We start from the raw sequence: 15,396 nt of genomic DNA on the forward strand, positions 1-15,396 counted from the left end.
TCAACGTCCTGTGGGCGATGATCCGTGACGGACAGTGCTACCAAGCTTCACCTCCCGTCACGCTCGCGGCTTGACATCACGATTGGGAAGTCCTCTTTCCGGCGGGGCGGGCGCGGCGGTCAGGTCGCCGGCGGCCCGCCCCGGCCGATGCGTCCTGCGGGTTACGGGATCTCGTAGCCGGCGTTGTCGGTGAAGTCCCGGTCGACGGCGCGGGCGGCCTTCCGCAGGGCCTCCTCCGGGTCGGCGCCCCCGTAGATCGCGTTCAGGGCGGTGTGGAACTTGGCGGTGATCGTGGGGTATCCGGCGGTCACCGGGCGGGTGACGGCGACGCAGGAGTCGTTGATGTCGCTGTCACCGCAGGGCCGGGCGAGCTGGTCGGCGAAGAGCTGGAGGGGACCGCCCTCGCGGTACAGCTCGCTCTTGGCGAGCGCGGTCCTGGTGGCGGGCACCGCGCCGTTGGCCTTCGTCATCGCGCCGACGTTGGTGTCGTTGAGGAGGTGGTCCAGGAAGGCGCCCGCGGCCTTGCCGTTCTCGCTGCCGGCGCCGATGCCCCACGCCCACGAACCCTGCCCCGTCTTGGGACCGTTGCCGAAGTCCGGCAGCGGCAGGACGACCAGGTCGTCACCGAGGGCCTCGCTGTAGGCCGGGTACATCCAGTGGCCGACCCAGCTCAGCGCCACCCGGCCCTTGGCGAAGGCGTTGCCGTCGGTGTTGGGGTCGACGTACGTCTTCCAGGACTGGAACGTCCTCATCGCGGAGACGACCTCCGGGCTGTCCAGCGCGCCCTCCGCCTTGCCGTCCGCCAGCAGGGACCCGCCGGCCGACCAGACGATCGGGGAGAAACCGTAGGTGCCCCACTCGGTGGCCAGACCGTACTGCTCCGATATGTCGAGGACCTTACCGTCGGAGTCCTCGCCCTTCAGCGCCTGGAGCGCCTTGCCGAACTCCTCGGCGGTCCAGGCGTCCGACACGCCCTTCGGATACGTCACACCGGCCGCGTCCAGCAGCTTCTTGTTGGCGTACAGGCCCAGGCCGGAGTCGAACATGCCCAGGCCGTAGTGCTTGTCGTCGATCTCGCCCTGGGCCTTGACGGCGTCGGTGGCGTTGCCGAGGGTCCGGGCGGCGACATGGTCGTCGAGCGGGGCGAGCTTGCCGTTGCGGACGAAGTTCGCCATCGTCGGCCCGTCGAACTCGAGTACGTCCGGCAGTTCGGCGGGGTCGGTGGCGGTGATGGTCTTCGTGTAGTCGTTCTCGGGGATCAGCTTGAGCTCGGCCTTGATGTCGCCCTGCGAGGAGTTGAAGGACTTCACCGCCTTCTGCAGGGCGGCCGTCTCGCTCGCCTGGCCCTGATGGGCCCAGACGCTGATGGTGCCCTTGCCGCTGCCCTCCTCGGCGGAGGTGTCGCCGGTACCGCCCCCGCCGCCGCAGGCGGCCAGCGCGGCGAGCGGCAGAAGGGCGAGGACCGTCAGGCCTGTACGACGGGTTCTTCTGGGTGCATGGGACATGGTGGTGCCTCCGAGCGGTGGGTGCGCGGGTGGGTGGGGCAGGGGATGGTCCCCGGAAGCGGGACGGACGAGCGGGGAGGGCTACGGCTGCCGGCGGCTGCGCGGCGGAGCGGTGGTCTCGCGGAGGATGAAGCGGATGGGCATCTCGACCGGCTCCACCGGTCCGGCGTCCGGGTCGTCGAGCTGCGCCAGCAGCAGCCGGGCCGCTTCCCGGCCCTGGGCGGCGACCGGCTGGGCCACGGTGGTCAGCCCGACGACCTCGGACAGTTCGTGATCGTCGAAACCGACGACGGACACGTCGTCCGGAACCCTCAGCCGGTGCCGGCCCAGGGCACGCAGGGCGCCCATCGCCATCTCGTCGGACTGGGCGAACACGGCGGTCGGCGGGTGACGCAGTGCCAGCAGGCCGGTCATGGCCCGCTCGCCACCCTCGACCGTGTAACCGCCGTCCGCCTCCAGGGCGGGGTCGGGCTCGATTCCGGCGTCGGCCAGTACGTCCAGGTAGCCCCTGCGGCGTTCGAGCGGAGTGGTCCAGTGCAGCGGCTCGCTGGCCCCGGAGATCATGCCGACCCGGCGGTGGCCGAGGTTCACCAGGTGCCGTACGGCGCTCTCCGCGCCGCCCCGGTCGTCGATGCCGACCACCGTGAAGCCCGGCCTGGCGCCGCCGACCGTGGTCGCCAGCGGCACCTGCAGGGAGCGCAGCGCGGCGGCCTCCTCCGGGTCCGGGATCAGCAGGGACAGCACGGCGTCGACCCGCTTGCGGATCGGCAGCTTGGTGAAGAAGCGCTTGCGTGCCTCGGGTGAGCCGAGGTTGTACAGCAGGACGTCGTAGCCGGCGGCGCTGAACACCTTCTCGGCCGCGTCCAGCACGGTGCCGAAGAACCAGCGCCCGACGTACGGGACCACGACGCCGATGGTGGAGGTGCGCCCGCTGGCCAGGCTGGAGGCCGAACGGGACGCGGTGTAGCCGAGTTCGGCGGCGGCGGCGACGATCCGGGCCCGCATCTCCTCCGACACTCCGGGGCGGCCGCGCAGGGCGCGGGACACGGTGGACGCCGAGACCCCGGTGGCCTCGGCGACATCGGTGATGCTGACCGTCACGGGACGCTCCTTGATCGTGGTGCGCCGTGCGGCCGGGGTCCGGCAGTACATCGGCGCTGGGGGAGTGACGAGACCGTAAACCCGCCGGTCCAGTTGCGCAAGCGTTTGCGTTCGGATTTACTGCGGCTGATCCTCGGAGGAACTCTCAACAGCCGGAATACAGCGCACACGTTTGAGTGCGGCTGTCGGCAGACAGGACCTGTCCATGCGATACGCGCCGCCCGGCCTCTGCGTGAACGACTTCGACCTCCTGCGCCACGCGGACGGCACGTACACCGTGCTGCACCTGCAGGGGCCGTGGACGGCCGAGTTCGACCACCTGCGCATGGAGACCTCCTACGGCCGGGCCACCTCCGCCGACCTGGTCCACTGGGAGCCGCAGGGCACCGCCTTCGGCAACGGCCTGCCGGGCCGCTTCGACCAGCAGGCGGTGTGGACCATGCACGCCTTCCCCTACGGCACCGGCGCGGCGATGCTCTACACCGCGGTCTCCGGTCTCACCCCCGGCGGCTGGCCCCTGCAGTCGGTCGGCCTGGCGTACTCCGACCGCACCGACGGCACCGGCTGGCGCCGCCACGGCACGGCGCCGGTCGTCGAGGCCGACCCGCGCTGGTACCGCACGGGCGAACGCATGGGCTGGCGCGATCCGTTCGTCGTGCGCGACGACGAGTCCGACGGCTGGGTCATGGTCCTCTGCGCCGCCGACGCCTCGCTGCCGGCCGACGCCGGCGGCTGCGTGGCCTGGGCGACCTCCGACGACCTGGAGCACTGGACCGTCCACCCGCCGCTCCTCTCGCCCGGCGACGTCGACGAGTTGGAGTGCCCCGTCCTCGAACGCCTCGACGACGGCAGCTGGCTGCTGCTCGGCTCCATCGGTGCCACCCGGGGCTTCGAGGCGTGGACCGCGCCCCGTCTGCGCGGCCCGTGGACCCGTCGCGGCCCGCTGGGGCCGACGGGTGCGTACGCCCCGCGTGTCGTCGCCGCCCCCGACGGCTCCCGCGTCGTCCTGCACACCACCCCCCGGCGCGTCGGCCTCACCGACACCGGCGACCACTGCCGCGGCATGCTCGCCCAGCCCAAGTCCCTGGTGGTGCCCGTGGATTCGGCGCCCCGCCTGGAATGGTGGCCGGGCCTGGAGACCTGGCTCGGCGAGGAGACGCACGACGCGCATCTGCACGCGGTCGGCCAGGTCGACGTCGGCGGACCTGTGGAGGTCGCTCTGCGCGCCGAGGACCCGCTCGACCACCGTGCCGCCCTCGCCGTGGCCTGCGACGGCGGGGACCTCCGCATCACCGGGCCCGGCGGAAGGGTGCTGGCGCAGACCGTTCTGCCGAGTTCCCCCGCCGCGTTGCGCATCCTGACCGTCGGCGAGTACGTCGAGGTCTACGCCGACGACGTCTTCACGCTGACGGCGCTGTGCTACTCCGGCCGGCCCGTCCCCTGGACGGTGCTCACCGGCAACGGTGCCGCCCCGGTCCCCGTCCGCCCGATCCGCCTGCCCGACCCGTGCCGGGACGACGCGTCGGCCGTGTGGCCGGGTCCGACGGCAACAACCGTGACGGCCGCCGCCCTACGGTGAAACCGGGGGAAGCGGGGGCACCTCACCGGCCGTCGGCGTCGTGGTGAGGACCCCCGGAGACAGCCGACCGCAGCGCGGCCCCCGACGGAGGCCGGAGCCGCCGACCGGGCCACGCAGGTCGGCCCCGGACCGAAGCAGGGGGCCGCCCCGCGTCCGGACGCCGCCGTCCTGGACGAACTGCTGCTCGCCGCGCTCGCCGGACAGGCCGCAAGCGGGAGACGTCGGGCGAGAAGTACGGCGAGGTCGAGTCCTTCCTCTCCTGGCACGTCCCCGGGGTGCTTCGGCGCGCCCGCCCCGCGCGGTCGCGCACCGTCCCGGCGCCACCACAGCGCCCGCCCGAGTGCCGGGGGCGACCACGCCCTCCCGTGGGAGGTTCGGCCCGCGGCGCTGACGGAGCGAGGCGTTCCGCGGTGGCCGGTCCGGCGCGTCCGTCGGGGCGTGCCGAAGCGGTCGCCGCGCTGGAGTCGACGGTGTCGCCGTGACGTGCTGTCGTTCGACGGCGCTCGGTCGTGGCGACCGCATTTCGGCCGGGGGACGTGGTCCGCTGGACCGGTGGGCGTGGATCCCGTCCCCCGGCCGGTGGTCGAGCACCGCGCGCACGGCGTTCCGGTACCGGTCCGTGCCGACCGGTTGCGGGTACTGGCCGAGGCAGAGAGGACAAGGGGTCACGGCCTCTGCCCCCGGGCGTCACCGACACGGCGTCGACCGAGGAGAAGAATGAGCGACGAACATCACCGGGCACCGGACATCGTCGTCGTCGGTGCGGGCCTCGCCGGCCTGGCATGCGCCCTGGACCTGTGCCGCGCCGGACGGCGGGTGGCCCTGCTGGAGGCGTCCGACGGCGTGGGCGGCCGGATGCGCACGGACCGGCGGGACGGATTCCTCCTGGACCGCGGCTTCCAGGTGTTCAACACCTCGTACCCGCAGGTGAAGCGGCGCATCGAGCTGAGGAGCCTGCGACTGCGGCCGTTCACCGCGGGTGTGATCGCGCACACCCCGACCGGGCCCGTCCGCCTCGCCGATCCGACCAGGGAGCCCCGTGCGGCAGGGACGCTGTTGCCCGGCCGAGCCCTGTCGGCCCGCGATCTTGCCGCGCTGGCGGCACTCACCGCACGGGACGCCCTGCTGCCCGCATCCTCCGTCAGGCGGCGCCCCGACGGCTCCACCTCGAAGGCCCTCGCCCGGGCCGGGGTGTCGGACGCCGTGATCGCCGACATCCTGCGGCCGTTTCTGTCCGGCGTCTTCCTGGAGGACCGGCTGGAGACCTCCGCCCGGTTCTTCCACCTGGTGTGGCGGAGCATGGTCCGGGGGTCTCTGTGCCTGCCGGCGGACGGCATCGGCGCCGTACCGGCCCAGCTCGCCGACGGCCTGCCCGGCGGCGTCCTGCGCCTCGGCACGCCCGTCGCCGAGGTCACGGACGCAGGAGTGCTGCTCAAGGACGGGTCCGAGGTGCCGAGCCGGACCGTCGTCGTGGCGACGGATCCGGCGGCCGCCGCAGGCCTGTTGCCGGACCTGACCGTGCCGGACACCCGCACCGTCACCACCTACTACCACGCCACCGACAGGTCACCGATGGCCGAACCGACCCTGCTGGTGGACAGCACCGGAGCGATCCTGAACACCTGCGTACTCAGCGAGGTCGCTCCCACCTACGCGCCCCCCGGAACCGGACTGGTCTCCACCTCCGTACTGGGCACGGACCCGCCGGGCAGGGCGCAGACGGTGCTCCGGCGCCTGGCCGAGCTGTACGGCACCGACACGAGCGACTGGCGACAGGTAGCCGCTCGCACGGTCGAGGGCGCGCTGCCGGCGATGCTTCCCCCCTGGCCGCTGAGCCGCACCACACGCCTCGGCCCCGGCAGGTACGTCTGCGGGGACCACCGGGCGACCGGTTCCGTGCAGGGCGCCCTGGCGTCGGGTACGCGCGCCGCGCGCGAGGTCATGGCCGACCTGGGACCGGACAGGTGACGCCGGAAGGTGAAGAGCGCCCGGCCGCATCCGCCGACGGCCTTGGTCCCGAACATCCGACGAGCGAGGGAAGCAACCGCTCGTACTCACGGAAGAGGACCGGGTTTGCCCGGCGCGATGGAATGAGGGCCGAGCCGGTCGCCGAAGAGCCCGTGCACGACGGGTGTCTCCTCAGTCGCGGCCGCGGGCGTGCTTGAAGCGCGCGAGCCCGTCCGCGAGGTCGATGAGCGGATCCGGGTAGTCGAGTTCCTCACGTTCCGCGGCCGGGAGGCGCCAGGGTTCGTGCACCCTCCTGCCGTCCACGCCCGCGAGTTCGGGGACCCAACGGCGCACGTAGGCGCCCTCCGGGTCGTACCGCTTGGACTGGACGAGCGGATTGAGGACGCGGTGCGGGCGGGTGTCGGTGCCCGTGCCCGCGACCCACTGCCAGTTGAGCTGGTTGTTGACGACATCGCCGTCCACGAGCAGGTCCAGGAAGTGCCGGGCGCCGATCCGCCAGTCGACGTAGAGCGTCTTGGTCAGGAAGCCGGCCGCCAGCAGCCGTGCGCGGTTGTGCATCCAGCCCTCGTGACGCAGCTGGCGCATGGCCGCGTCGACGATCGGATATCCGGTCCGCCCGTCGCGCCAGGCCGCGATGTCGTCGGTGGCGTCCTCCTCGTGACGCCACTGGTCGTGGCGCGTGCGGTAGTCCTTCCGGGCCGCCTCGGGCCGTGCGGCCAGCACCTGGTGGTGGAAGTCCCGCCAGCACACCTGGCGTACGAATGCCTCCGCGCCGGGCCCGCCCTGCCTGCGGGCCCGGTGGACGAGTTCCACCGGGGAGAGCGCACCGAAGTGGAGATACGGCGACAGCCTGGACGTGGCGTCACCCGCGAGGTCGTCGTGCCGGTCCTCGTACCGGGACAGTCCGGAACCGGACCACCGCGAGAACCGGTCCCGTCCGGTGGTCTCCCCTCCGGTCGGCAGACCGGGCGAGACACCGGCCACGTCCGCGCGGTCGGGCAGCGGCTCACCGCGTACTGCGTCGGGGACGCGCACGGTGCGCGGCGCGCCGAGCGGCTTCCTCAGTGTCTCCTCCGACCAGCGGCGGAAGTAGGGGGTGAACACGGCGAAGTGGTCGGAGCCGGAGGGCGTCACCGCTCCCGGGGCGACGGCGGTGATCACCGTCTCGTGCACCCGCAGCGCCACGTGAGCGTGCCCGAGTTCCTCGCGGAGGCGTTCCTCGCGGCGCTGGGCGTACGCGGTGACGCCCGCGGCCATGTGCACCTCGCCGGCCCCGCACTCGGCGGCGACCGCGCAGACCTCCCGGACAACCGGTCCCGCGCGGACCACGAGCCGGCCACCGCGGCGGCGCAGCGAGGAGTCGAGGTCGCCGAGGCATTCGGTGAGGAAGGCCCTGCGGTTGGGCGCGTCGAAGCCCGCCGCGCGGATCCCCGTGTCGAGAACGAACAGCGGCACCACCTCGTCCGCAGCCCTCAGCGCGGCGTGCAGCGGCGGATGGTCGTGCAGACGCAGGTCCGAGGTGAACAGGACGACCGCGACGGTCATGGCGTCACTCCTGGCGCAGTGGTACGTGAACGGGCAGCACGGGGACGTCGAGGACAACGGGGCCGACCTCCGCGGGGAAACGCGGGTGGGTGGGCGAGCGTGGGTCCGGGGACGCCCCGCGGCGGAAGACCACCCGGGTGGACGATCCTTCGGACGCCCGCCTCGTGGGCCTGCCGGGCGAGGACGCGCGCCGCGCGACGGTCGGTGTCCTCGAAGCCGGAACCCGATCCGAGGGCGAGCACCCGGGCGGTGGTCGACGCCGCCACCTCGTAGGGGCCCGCCGACGGAACGAGGGTCGGTGACGTCTCCCCGCACGGTCTCGGGACCGGCCGCCCAGGGCTCGTTTCGCAGTGGCCGGAGTACGGACCGGACCGCGCACCCGACGACCGGCCTCCAGCAGCTCCGGCACCGGGCGTCCGCCGTCGTACCCGGGCGCGCCGGTCACCGGACACCGCAGCCGTTCCCCGTCCCGCTGTCCGCTGGCCGCCACGGCTCCTCCCTTCCGGTTCGCTCCAGGACACCTGCGCTGTCGAACGATCATGCGCCCCGCAGCGTCACCGCGCCCGTCGCGGCGAGGCGGCCCGCGGCGGTGACCGGGAACCGGGATCCGTCCGCTCTCGCGCGGCCCCGTCCGGGAGCCCCGCGGGACGGCGCCGGTGCACGCACCCCACCCAATGCCCGATGCCTGCGACAGCCGAGGGGCGGAGCAGGCCCTGTAGTACCGGCACCTCGCCCGACGGCGCTGCCGTACCCGCCGTGGGGCGAGCGGCGTGGTGCACGATCCGAATGACGTTCCCGCGTGCCCCTACTCGGCCGTGCGGCGGGCGAGCGGCAGACCGCCCCCGCCATCGAAGCCCACACTCGCCCGTACCCCCACCTCTGCCGTCGTCGCGCCGCCGGCCACGCCTGCCGAACGCCTGGTCCGTCGCCACCTCGTGCACGAGCAGTTGATTTCCGAAGGCCGGGCGGGCCGTGCGGGCCGCCGCTCGCACCTGTGCCTCACTGCTCCCTGCGCACACGGTGCCTACGGCGGATGCACGGTCGCCGACCCGCCATGTACCCCGCCACGCGAAGACCTTCCGATGGCCTAGGTCCGGTGGTGCTCCGCGGCAGGTGAGGCACAGGGTCGTCGGGAGGCATCTTCCCGAGAACGGAGCGATCCCTTGCAGCGCACCGCACAGATCTCCGACCGGACCATGCAGTCGATCTCGACGCCCGAGCGGGTCGAGACGCACCTGGGCACCCTGGAATTCCCGCTGGGTCTGCCCACCGAGGAGACCGCGAACCGCGTCTACGACCATGTGGACCACGTGCGGGCGGTCAGCGCGTTCCTCGACGCGTATTCCGGCGTCAGTCTGTGGGCGGCCCGACGGGGATTCCTGGAGGCCGGAATCCAGGACCACGACGTCCTGCTCTTCTCGGAGTTCATGGATCCCAAGACGCTCGTGCTGACCGGGAACGCGGACACCGTCTACTTCATCACCTTCCTCGACCTGACCGAGGGCCCGCTGGTGCTGGAAGTGCCGCCCCTCGCCCTCTGTTTCCTCAATGACATGTGGTTCCGCTGGGTCACGGACCCAGGCATGGCCGGTCCGGATCGCGGAGCGGGCGGCAAGTACCTCTTCGTGCCACCCGGTCACGAGGGCCCTCTTCCCGAGGGCGGGTTCTTCACGCTCCGGACCCGCACCACGAGGCTCATCCTGGGCGGTCGGGCCTTCCTGGAGGGCGACGACCCGAAGCCGGCGGTCGAGCGGATCAAGGAGGGCCTGCGCATCTACCACTACGTCCCCGGCCTCTACGGGACCAGCATCGGGGACATCGTCACCGGCGGCACGGCCCCGCCGCTGCCGTGGACCGCGCAGACCTGGACCGCCGCGCTGCACAGGCCCGACCCGCCGCGCTTCGTCGAGGCCTCCGGACTGCCCGTGAACATGATCCCGCCCGCGGACGCGACGTACTTCGACTTCGCGAGCGAGCTCGTGCACGACCAGCCGGCCGAGGCGCTCGACCCCGAGATCGCCGGTGCTCTGGCCGCCGTCGGCATCGTCAAGGGCAGGCCCTTCGAGCCGGACGCGCGGATGCGGGAGATCCTCACCGAGGCGGCCGCGGTCGGCAACGCCACGGCCCGCACCCTCGCCTGCCGTCCGCGTCCGGCCGAGGGGGCGCACTACTACGGTGCCTCCTCCGGGTGGCTCAACGGCCTGCTCGTGGCCGGCCACGAGTTTTTGGCCCCGCCCGCCGACATCACCGACAGGGGCGCCGAGCCCCGCCCGAACGACGGCGCCCGGAAACTCAACCTGCGGTCCTGGTGGTGGTACCTGGGCGTGGGCATCAGCCCGGCGTTCACGGCGCCACTGTCCGGCGTTGGCTCGCAGTACGTGTTCTCCATGGCGGATCGGGAGGGCCGGGCCCTCGACGGCGGCAGGTACTACCGACTGGTGCTTCCACCGGACATCCCCGCCGCGAAGTTCTGGTCGGTCACCGTCTACGACAACCAGACGCGGTCGATGCTCGACACTCCACAACGGTTCCCCCGGGCCGGCAGCCAGGCCTATCCCACCCCGGCAGCGGTCGCCGATGCGGACGGTACGACCACGGTGCACTTCGGGCCCGACCGGCCCGACGGGGTGCCGGAGGGCAACTGGATCCAGACCGCACCGGGCCGGGGATGGTTCGTGGTCCTGCGGCTCTACAGCCCGCTGCAGCCGTTCTTCGACAAGACGTGGCGGCCTGGCGAGATCGAGGCGGTGGACTGACCTCGTGCGACGGTCCGAAGACACGGCGGTCCGGACGGTGGAGTGGCCATGAGCACGGATGTGCTGGGCAGCTGGAACGAAGGTGCCACGAAGCGGGCCATCGTCGAGTTCGTGACGTCCGCGGCGGCGGAAGGGGCGCCGGGTTACGTTCCGCCGATGGACCGGGTCGCCGTGTTCGACAACGACGGCACCCTGTGGGTCGAGAAGCCCGCGCCGGTGCAGATGGCGTTCGTCCTCGGGAAACTGGCGGCGCGGCTGGAGGGGGATCCGTCGCTGGCCGCCGAGCGGCCCTACCGGGCGATCGCCGACCGGGACGAGGCGTACCTCCGCGCGTTGAACGAGCAGGACCCCGACGCCGTGGCGTCGATGGTGGAGGCCGTCGGATCGGCCTGGGAGGGCACCGCCTTCGGGGAGTTCGAGGCGGAGGCCGAACGGTACCTGGCGTCCTGGCGTCACGAGCGCTTCGGACTGCCGTACTCCGGCCTGGTCTACCAGCCGATGCTGGAGCTGTTCGACTACCTCAGGGCGTACGGCTGGCGGTTGTTCGTCTGCTCGGGTGGCGGGCGCGACTTCATGCGGGTGATCTGTGAGGGCACCTGGGGCCTGCCCAGGGAGAACGTGATCGGCTCGGCCCCGGAGTTCGCCTACCGGGACGGCGCGCTGGTCCGTCAGGCGGTCCTGCACGGCCCCGTCGCACTCGGGCCCGGCAAACCGGAGTACGTCCTCGCCCGCACCGGCCGGCTGCCGGGGTTCGCGGCCGGCAACGACGACGTGGACGTCGAGATGCTGCACTCCGCTCGGTTCGCCCTGCTCGTCGTGCACGACGACGACGTGCGGGAGTACGCCTACAGCGACTGCGCGCAGCGGGCCCGCGCGACGGCCGAGCGGTCCGGCTGGACGACGGTCAGCATGAAGAACGACTGGAAGACCGTTCTGACAGATCATTCCGAGTAGGAGGAACCCGATGCCTCAAGTGAGCGACGCGGCCGGCCCCGGCACGTCGGCCGAGACCCTGACCTCGATCAGCATCCCGGACCGGGTGGAGACGGTCTTCGGCGCGTTGGACTTCTTCGACGGCCTGCCCCTGCCCGACACGGTCACCCGCAGCTACGACGCTCTGGACCTGTTGCGCGGGATCGAGGTGTTCCTCAACTGCGTGCCCGGTGCCTCGATGGTGGCCATGCGGCGCGGACTGCGCAGCCTCGGCATCGACTCCCACACCATCGGCTTCACCTCCCCGCGCTGCAGTTCGGCACCGCTGATCCTCACGGCGAACACGGAGACCACGTACGGGATGGCCTGCCTGGCGCTCGACCAGGACGGGCCCACCGTCATCGAGACGCCGCCGAACTCGCTGTGTTTCGTCAACGACCTGTGGCAGCGCCACGTCACTGACATGGGCATCGCCGGACGGGACAAGGGAGAAGGAGGCACCTACCTCTTCCTGCCCCCGGGCTACGACGGCGACGTCCCCGACGGATACCTCGTCGCGCGGCCGAGGACCTTCTCCTCCTGGGTGCTGATGCGTGCCCTGGGCGGCGAGGAGGGCCTGCTGCGGACGCGCATCTATCCGCTCTCCGCTGCGGCGGACCCGCCCGAGCAGCGCTTCGTCGACTTCGCGGAGTCGGACTTCAACACGGTCCACGCCAACGACTTCTCGTTCTTCGAGGAGATCGACACCCTCGTCCAGGGGGAGCCGCCCGAAGCGCTCGATCCCGAGCGTGCCGGACAGCTCGCCGCGATCGGCATCGTGCCCGGCAAGCCGTTCCAGCCGGACGACCGGATGCGCTCGATCCTCGACACCGCGGCGAGAATCGCGTCGGGCATCGTACGGACGTTGGCCTTCAAGCCGCGTGACCCGAGCTTCTATTACTACCCCGGCAGCTCGTGGAAGAACCCGTGGCCGTCGCGCAGCCATGAGTTCCGGTCGGCGGACGGTGCCCGGTTGCTGGACGCCCGGGCGGTGTTCCACTACGTCGGGGCGGGCACCTCGCCGGCGATGGCGGCGGCTGCCGTGGGGGCGGGATCGCAGTACGCCTACACCGCGGAGGACTCCACCGGCGCCTGGCTCGACGGCGGGCGTGCCTACACGCTCAGGCTGCCGAGTGGCATCCCGGTGAAGAACTTCTGGGCCGTCAACGTCTACGACCCGCAGACCCGTTCGCTGCTGCGCACCGACCATCCCTACCCGAGCGTGAACAGCCTCTCGGACGCCGTCCGCTCCGAGGACGACGGCGACACGGTCATTCACTTCGGCCCGACGGCGCCGCAGGGCAGGGAGGGCAACTGGGTTCAGACGGTCCCCGGCAAGGGCTGGTTCATGATCCTTCGCCTCTACGGTCCACTCGAAAGCTGGTTCGACCAGAGCTGGCGGCCGGGCGAGATCGAACCGGTGTGAGGTAGACGGTCGTGGGTGAGGCGATCGGTCAGGTTCTGTCCTACGGCGTCGCCGTGGCGCTGAGCGCGTTCCCGATCATCGGTGTGGTGCTGATGCTGGCCACCCCCAGGGCGCGCTCCAACGGACCGGCGCTGCTCCTGGGCTGGGCCCTCGGCCTGGCCCTGGTCGGCACGATCGTGCTGCTGATCTCCGGCGGCGCCGGCTCCGGCGACCAGGGGCAGCCGGCCGACTGGGTCAGCGCGCTGGACTGGGTGTTGGGTGTGTTGGTCTGGGGGGGGGGGGCGCCGGCGTCCCCCCCCCCCCCCCGCGGCGACGAGGAGGTGCCGTTGCCGAAGTGGATGAAGACGGTCGACTCGTTCACTCCTGTCAAGGCGCTGGCACTGGGGACGGCACTGTCCGCCCTCAACCCGAAGAACCTGCTGCTCTCCATCGCCGCGGCGTCGGCGATCGCGCGCACGGACACCTCCGCCGGCGAGCAGGCCGTGGCGCTGGCGGTCTACGTCCTGCTCGGGGCGCTCGGGCCGGGAACGCCGGTCGTGCTCTACTTCGCCCTCAAGGAGCGCTCGCAGCACATCCTCGACGGTCTCAAGCTCTGGATGGAGCGGAACAACACGGCGATCATGGCCGTGATCTGCCTGATCTTCACCGCGAAGCTGGTGGGCAACGCCATCAGTGGCTTCTCCTCCTGAGAGAGGGCGAGCATGCTCGGGCTGTTCCCGTCACTGCGGGGATACCGGCGGCACTGGCTGGGGCGGGACGCCCTGGCAGGGGTGACGGTCTGGGCGGTTCTCGTGCCCGAAGCGCTCGCCTATGCGACGATCGCCGGCGTCTCGCCCGTGGTCGGCCTCTACGCCGCGCCCGCGGCCCTGATCCTCTACGCCGCCTTCGGCAGCTCCAAGCACCTGGTGGTCGGGCCGATGGCGGCGACGGCTGCGCTCTCGGCGGCGGTCGTCGGCGAGGCCGCGGACGGTTCGAGTGCGCACTTCACCGCGATGACGACCGCACTGGCCGTCACGGTGGGCATCGCGGCACTCCTCGCCGGACTGCTGCGCCTGGGCTTCCTCGCCCGCTTCATCTCCGAGCCGGTCCTGAAGGGTTTCATCGTCGGCCTGGCCCTGACGATCATCGCCGGACAGTTGCCGAAGCTGTTCGGCGTCGAGAGCGGGTCCGGGAACTTCTTCGAGAAGATCTGGGCGCTGATCGGAGACCTCGGCGAAACCAGCGGGCTCACCGTCCTGGTCGGCGTCGGCAGCCTCCTGCTGATCCTCGTGCTCCGGCGGGTCACCCCGGTCGTTCCCGGCTCGCTGATCGCGGTGGCGCTGGGGATCGCGGCGGCAGCGGCCTTCGATCTGGAGGACCACGATGTCGACGTCGTCGGCAGCATCGTGACCGGCCTGCCCTCCTTCGGAGTCCCCGAGGTCTCGGCCGACGCCTTCGCAGACCTCGCCGCCGGGAGCCTCGGCGTGCTGCTCGTCGCCTTCGCCGAGGGACTCGGAGCGGCGACCACCTACGCCACCCGCGGCCACTACGAGGTCGACGCCAACCGCGAGCTGATCGGGCTCGGTGCCGCCGGGCTGGGGGCCGGCCTCTCCAGCGGCATGGTCGTCAACGGCAGCCTCTCGAAGACCGCCGTCAACTGGTCCGCGGGCGCCCGCACCCAGCTCGCCGGGGTCTTCGTGGCCGCGCTGACCGTGATCACCCTGCTCTTCCTCACGGGCCTGTTCGAGAAGCTCCCCGAGGCGGTGCTCGCGGGGGTGGTGGTCGCGGCGGTGGTCGAACTGGTCGACATCCCCTCGCTGGTCGCCCTCCACCGCGTCTTCACCGGCAGGCTCGGCCAGGCCTACGGTGTCGGGGCGCGGCCCGACTTCCTCGCCGCGGTCGCCGCGATGCTCGGCGTGATGATCTTCGACACGCTGCCCGGCCTCTTCATCGGCATCGGTGCCTCGCTGCTCCTGCTTCTCTACCGCTCCTCGCGTCCGGCCATCACCGAACTGGGTCAACTGCCGGGCAACGGACACTTCGCCGCGCTCGACAGGCACGCGGAGAGCCGAAGGATCCCGGGGGTCATCGTGCTCCGCGTCGAGGCGGGCATCTACTTCGCCAATGCCGAGCGGATCCGCTCCACGGCACTCGGGGCCGCCGGCCGGAAAGGGACGAAGGCGGTGGTGATCGATGCCGAGACCGTCCCCTTCGTCGACGTCAGCGCGGTACGCATGCTCGACGAGCTGGCCGGGGCACTGGAGGCCCGCGGAGTCCGGCTCCTGCTGGCCCGAGACATCGGTCAGGTACGGGACGTGCTGCGCACCGCCGAAGCCAGGGAGGAACTGAGGCACGTCCATCCCACGGTGCGTGCGGCGGTCGACGCGGCCAGGGCCGGCACCTGAGTGCGGACCGGAGAGAGCGCCCCCTCCCGCGAAGACCGGGCACCGGCTCACGTTCCGACGGCGCGTCGGGGCTTGTGCGTCCACTGCGGTCGTTCCACGGCCACCACGACGGACCACGAGAAGCCCATGGCCCTTCCGCCGGGTGCGGCGAAACCCGCGC

10 protein-coding genes are annotated in these 15,396 nt (G+C 72.0%); 7 read left to right on the forward strand and 3 right to left on the reverse strand.

The features are described from left to right. Positions 1–161: 161 nt before the first annotated feature. Complete coding sequence (locus ACZ44S_RS21865) at positions 162–1,505, reverse strand: ABC transporter substrate-binding protein (RefSeq protein ID WP_466931503.1); 1,344 nt, start codon at positions 1,503–1,505, stop codon at positions 162–164. 81 nt (positions 1,506–1,586) lie between these two features. Next, the gene (locus tag ACZ44S_RS21870; RefSeq protein ID WP_466931505.1) at positions 1,587–2,606 is read right to left on the reverse strand and encodes a LacI family DNA-binding transcriptional regulator; all 1,020 of its coding nucleotides are present in this window, start codon (positions 2,604–2,606) and stop codon (positions 1,587–1,589) included. Between the two features lie 205 nt (positions 2,607–2,811). On the opposite strand from ACZ44S_RS21870, the gene ACZ44S_RS21875 reads away from it, so the two are divergent. Together ACZ44S_RS21875 and ACZ44S_RS21880 are read left to right on the forward strand one after the other, a co-directional pair. Next, a complete protein-coding gene (locus ACZ44S_RS21875) occupies positions 2,812–4,185 on the forward strand; it encodes a glycoside hydrolase family protein (RefSeq protein WP_466931507.1) in 1,374 nt (457 codons plus the stop codon). Between the two features lie 717 nt (positions 4,186–4,902). Next, positions 4,903–6,153, forward strand: coding sequence for an NAD(P)/FAD-dependent oxidoreductase (locus ACZ44S_RS21880; protein ID WP_466931509.1), 1,251 nt, complete (start codon positions 4,903–4,905; stop codon positions 6,151–6,153). Between the two features lie 171 nt (positions 6,154–6,324). On the opposite strand, the gene ACZ44S_RS21885 is transcribed toward ACZ44S_RS21880, so the two are convergent. Continuing rightward, positions 6,325–7,698: a cryptochrome/photolyase family protein gene (locus tag ACZ44S_RS21885; RefSeq protein WP_466931512.1), complete on the reverse strand. Its 1,374-nt coding sequence runs from the start codon at positions 7,696–7,698 to the stop codon at positions 6,325–6,327. A gap of 1,163 nt (positions 7,699–8,861) precedes the next feature. On the opposite strand from ACZ44S_RS21885, the gene ACZ44S_RS21890 reads away from it, so the two are divergent. The 5 genes from ACZ44S_RS21890 to ACZ44S_RS21910 are packed head-to-tail and all read left to right on the forward strand — an operon-like array spanning position 8,862 to position 15,236. After that, positions 8,862–10,454 (forward strand): DUF1254 domain-containing protein, encoded by a 1,593-nt coding sequence (locus ACZ44S_RS21890; RefSeq protein WP_466931513.1) that lies wholly within the window; start codon positions 8,862–8,864, stop codon positions 10,452–10,454. A gap of 48 nt (positions 10,455–10,502) precedes the next feature. Beyond that, a complete protein-coding gene (locus tag ACZ44S_RS21895; RefSeq protein WP_466931515.1) occupies positions 10,503–11,408 on the forward strand; it encodes an HAD family hydrolase in 906 nt (301 codons plus the stop codon). Between the two features lie 10 nt (positions 11,409–11,418). Beyond that, positions 11,419–12,852, forward strand: a complete 1,434-nt coding sequence (locus ACZ44S_RS21900; RefSeq protein WP_466931517.1) for a DUF1254 domain-containing protein — start codon at positions 11,419–11,421, stop codon at positions 12,850–12,852. A gap of 11 nt (positions 12,853–12,863) precedes the next feature. After that, the gene (locus tag ACZ44S_RS21905; RefSeq protein ID WP_466931519.1) at positions 12,864–13,541 is read left to right on the forward strand and encodes a GAP family protein; all 678 of its coding nucleotides are present in this window, start codon (positions 12,864–12,866) and stop codon (positions 13,539–13,541) included. A gap of 12 nt (positions 13,542–13,553) precedes the next feature. Next, entirely contained in the window at positions 13,554–15,236 is a 1,683-nt protein-coding gene (locus tag ACZ44S_RS21910; RefSeq protein WP_466931521.1) for a SulP family inorganic anion transporter, read from the forward strand. The last annotated feature ends 160 nt before the right edge of the window (positions 15,237–15,396 follow it).

The sequence above is a fragment of the Streptomyces malachitofuscus genome, assembly GCF_055571035.1.

Excerpts from the sequence above, each read along its gene's own strand:
- ACZ44S_RS21895 (WP_466931515.1), top strand. The coding sequence starts at position 10,503 with ATGAGCACGGATGTGCTGGGCAGCTGGAACGAAGGTGCCACGAAGCGG.
- ACZ44S_RS21880 (WP_466931509.1), top strand. The coding sequence starts at position 4,903 with ATGAGCGACGAACATCACCGGGCACCGGACATCGTCGTCGTCGGTGCG.
- ACZ44S_RS21865 (WP_466931503.1), bottom strand. The coding sequence starts at position 1,505 with ATGTCCCATGCACCCAGAAGAACCCGTCGTACAGGCCTGACGGTCCTC.
- ACZ44S_RS21910 (WP_466931521.1), top strand. The coding sequence starts at position 13,554 with ATGCTCGGGCTGTTCCCGTCACTGCGGGGATACCGGCGGCACTGGCTG.
- ACZ44S_RS21900 (WP_466931517.1), top strand. The coding sequence starts at position 11,419 with ATGCCTCAAGTGAGCGACGCGGCCGGCCCCGGCACGTCGGCCGAGACC.
- ACZ44S_RS21875 (WP_466931507.1), top strand. The coding sequence starts at position 2,812 with ATGCGATACGCGCCGCCCGGCCTCTGCGTGAACGACTTCGACCTCCTG.
- ACZ44S_RS21885 (WP_466931512.1), bottom strand. The coding sequence starts at position 7,698 with ATGACCGTCGCGGTCGTCCTGTTCACCTCGGACCTGCGTCTGCACGAC.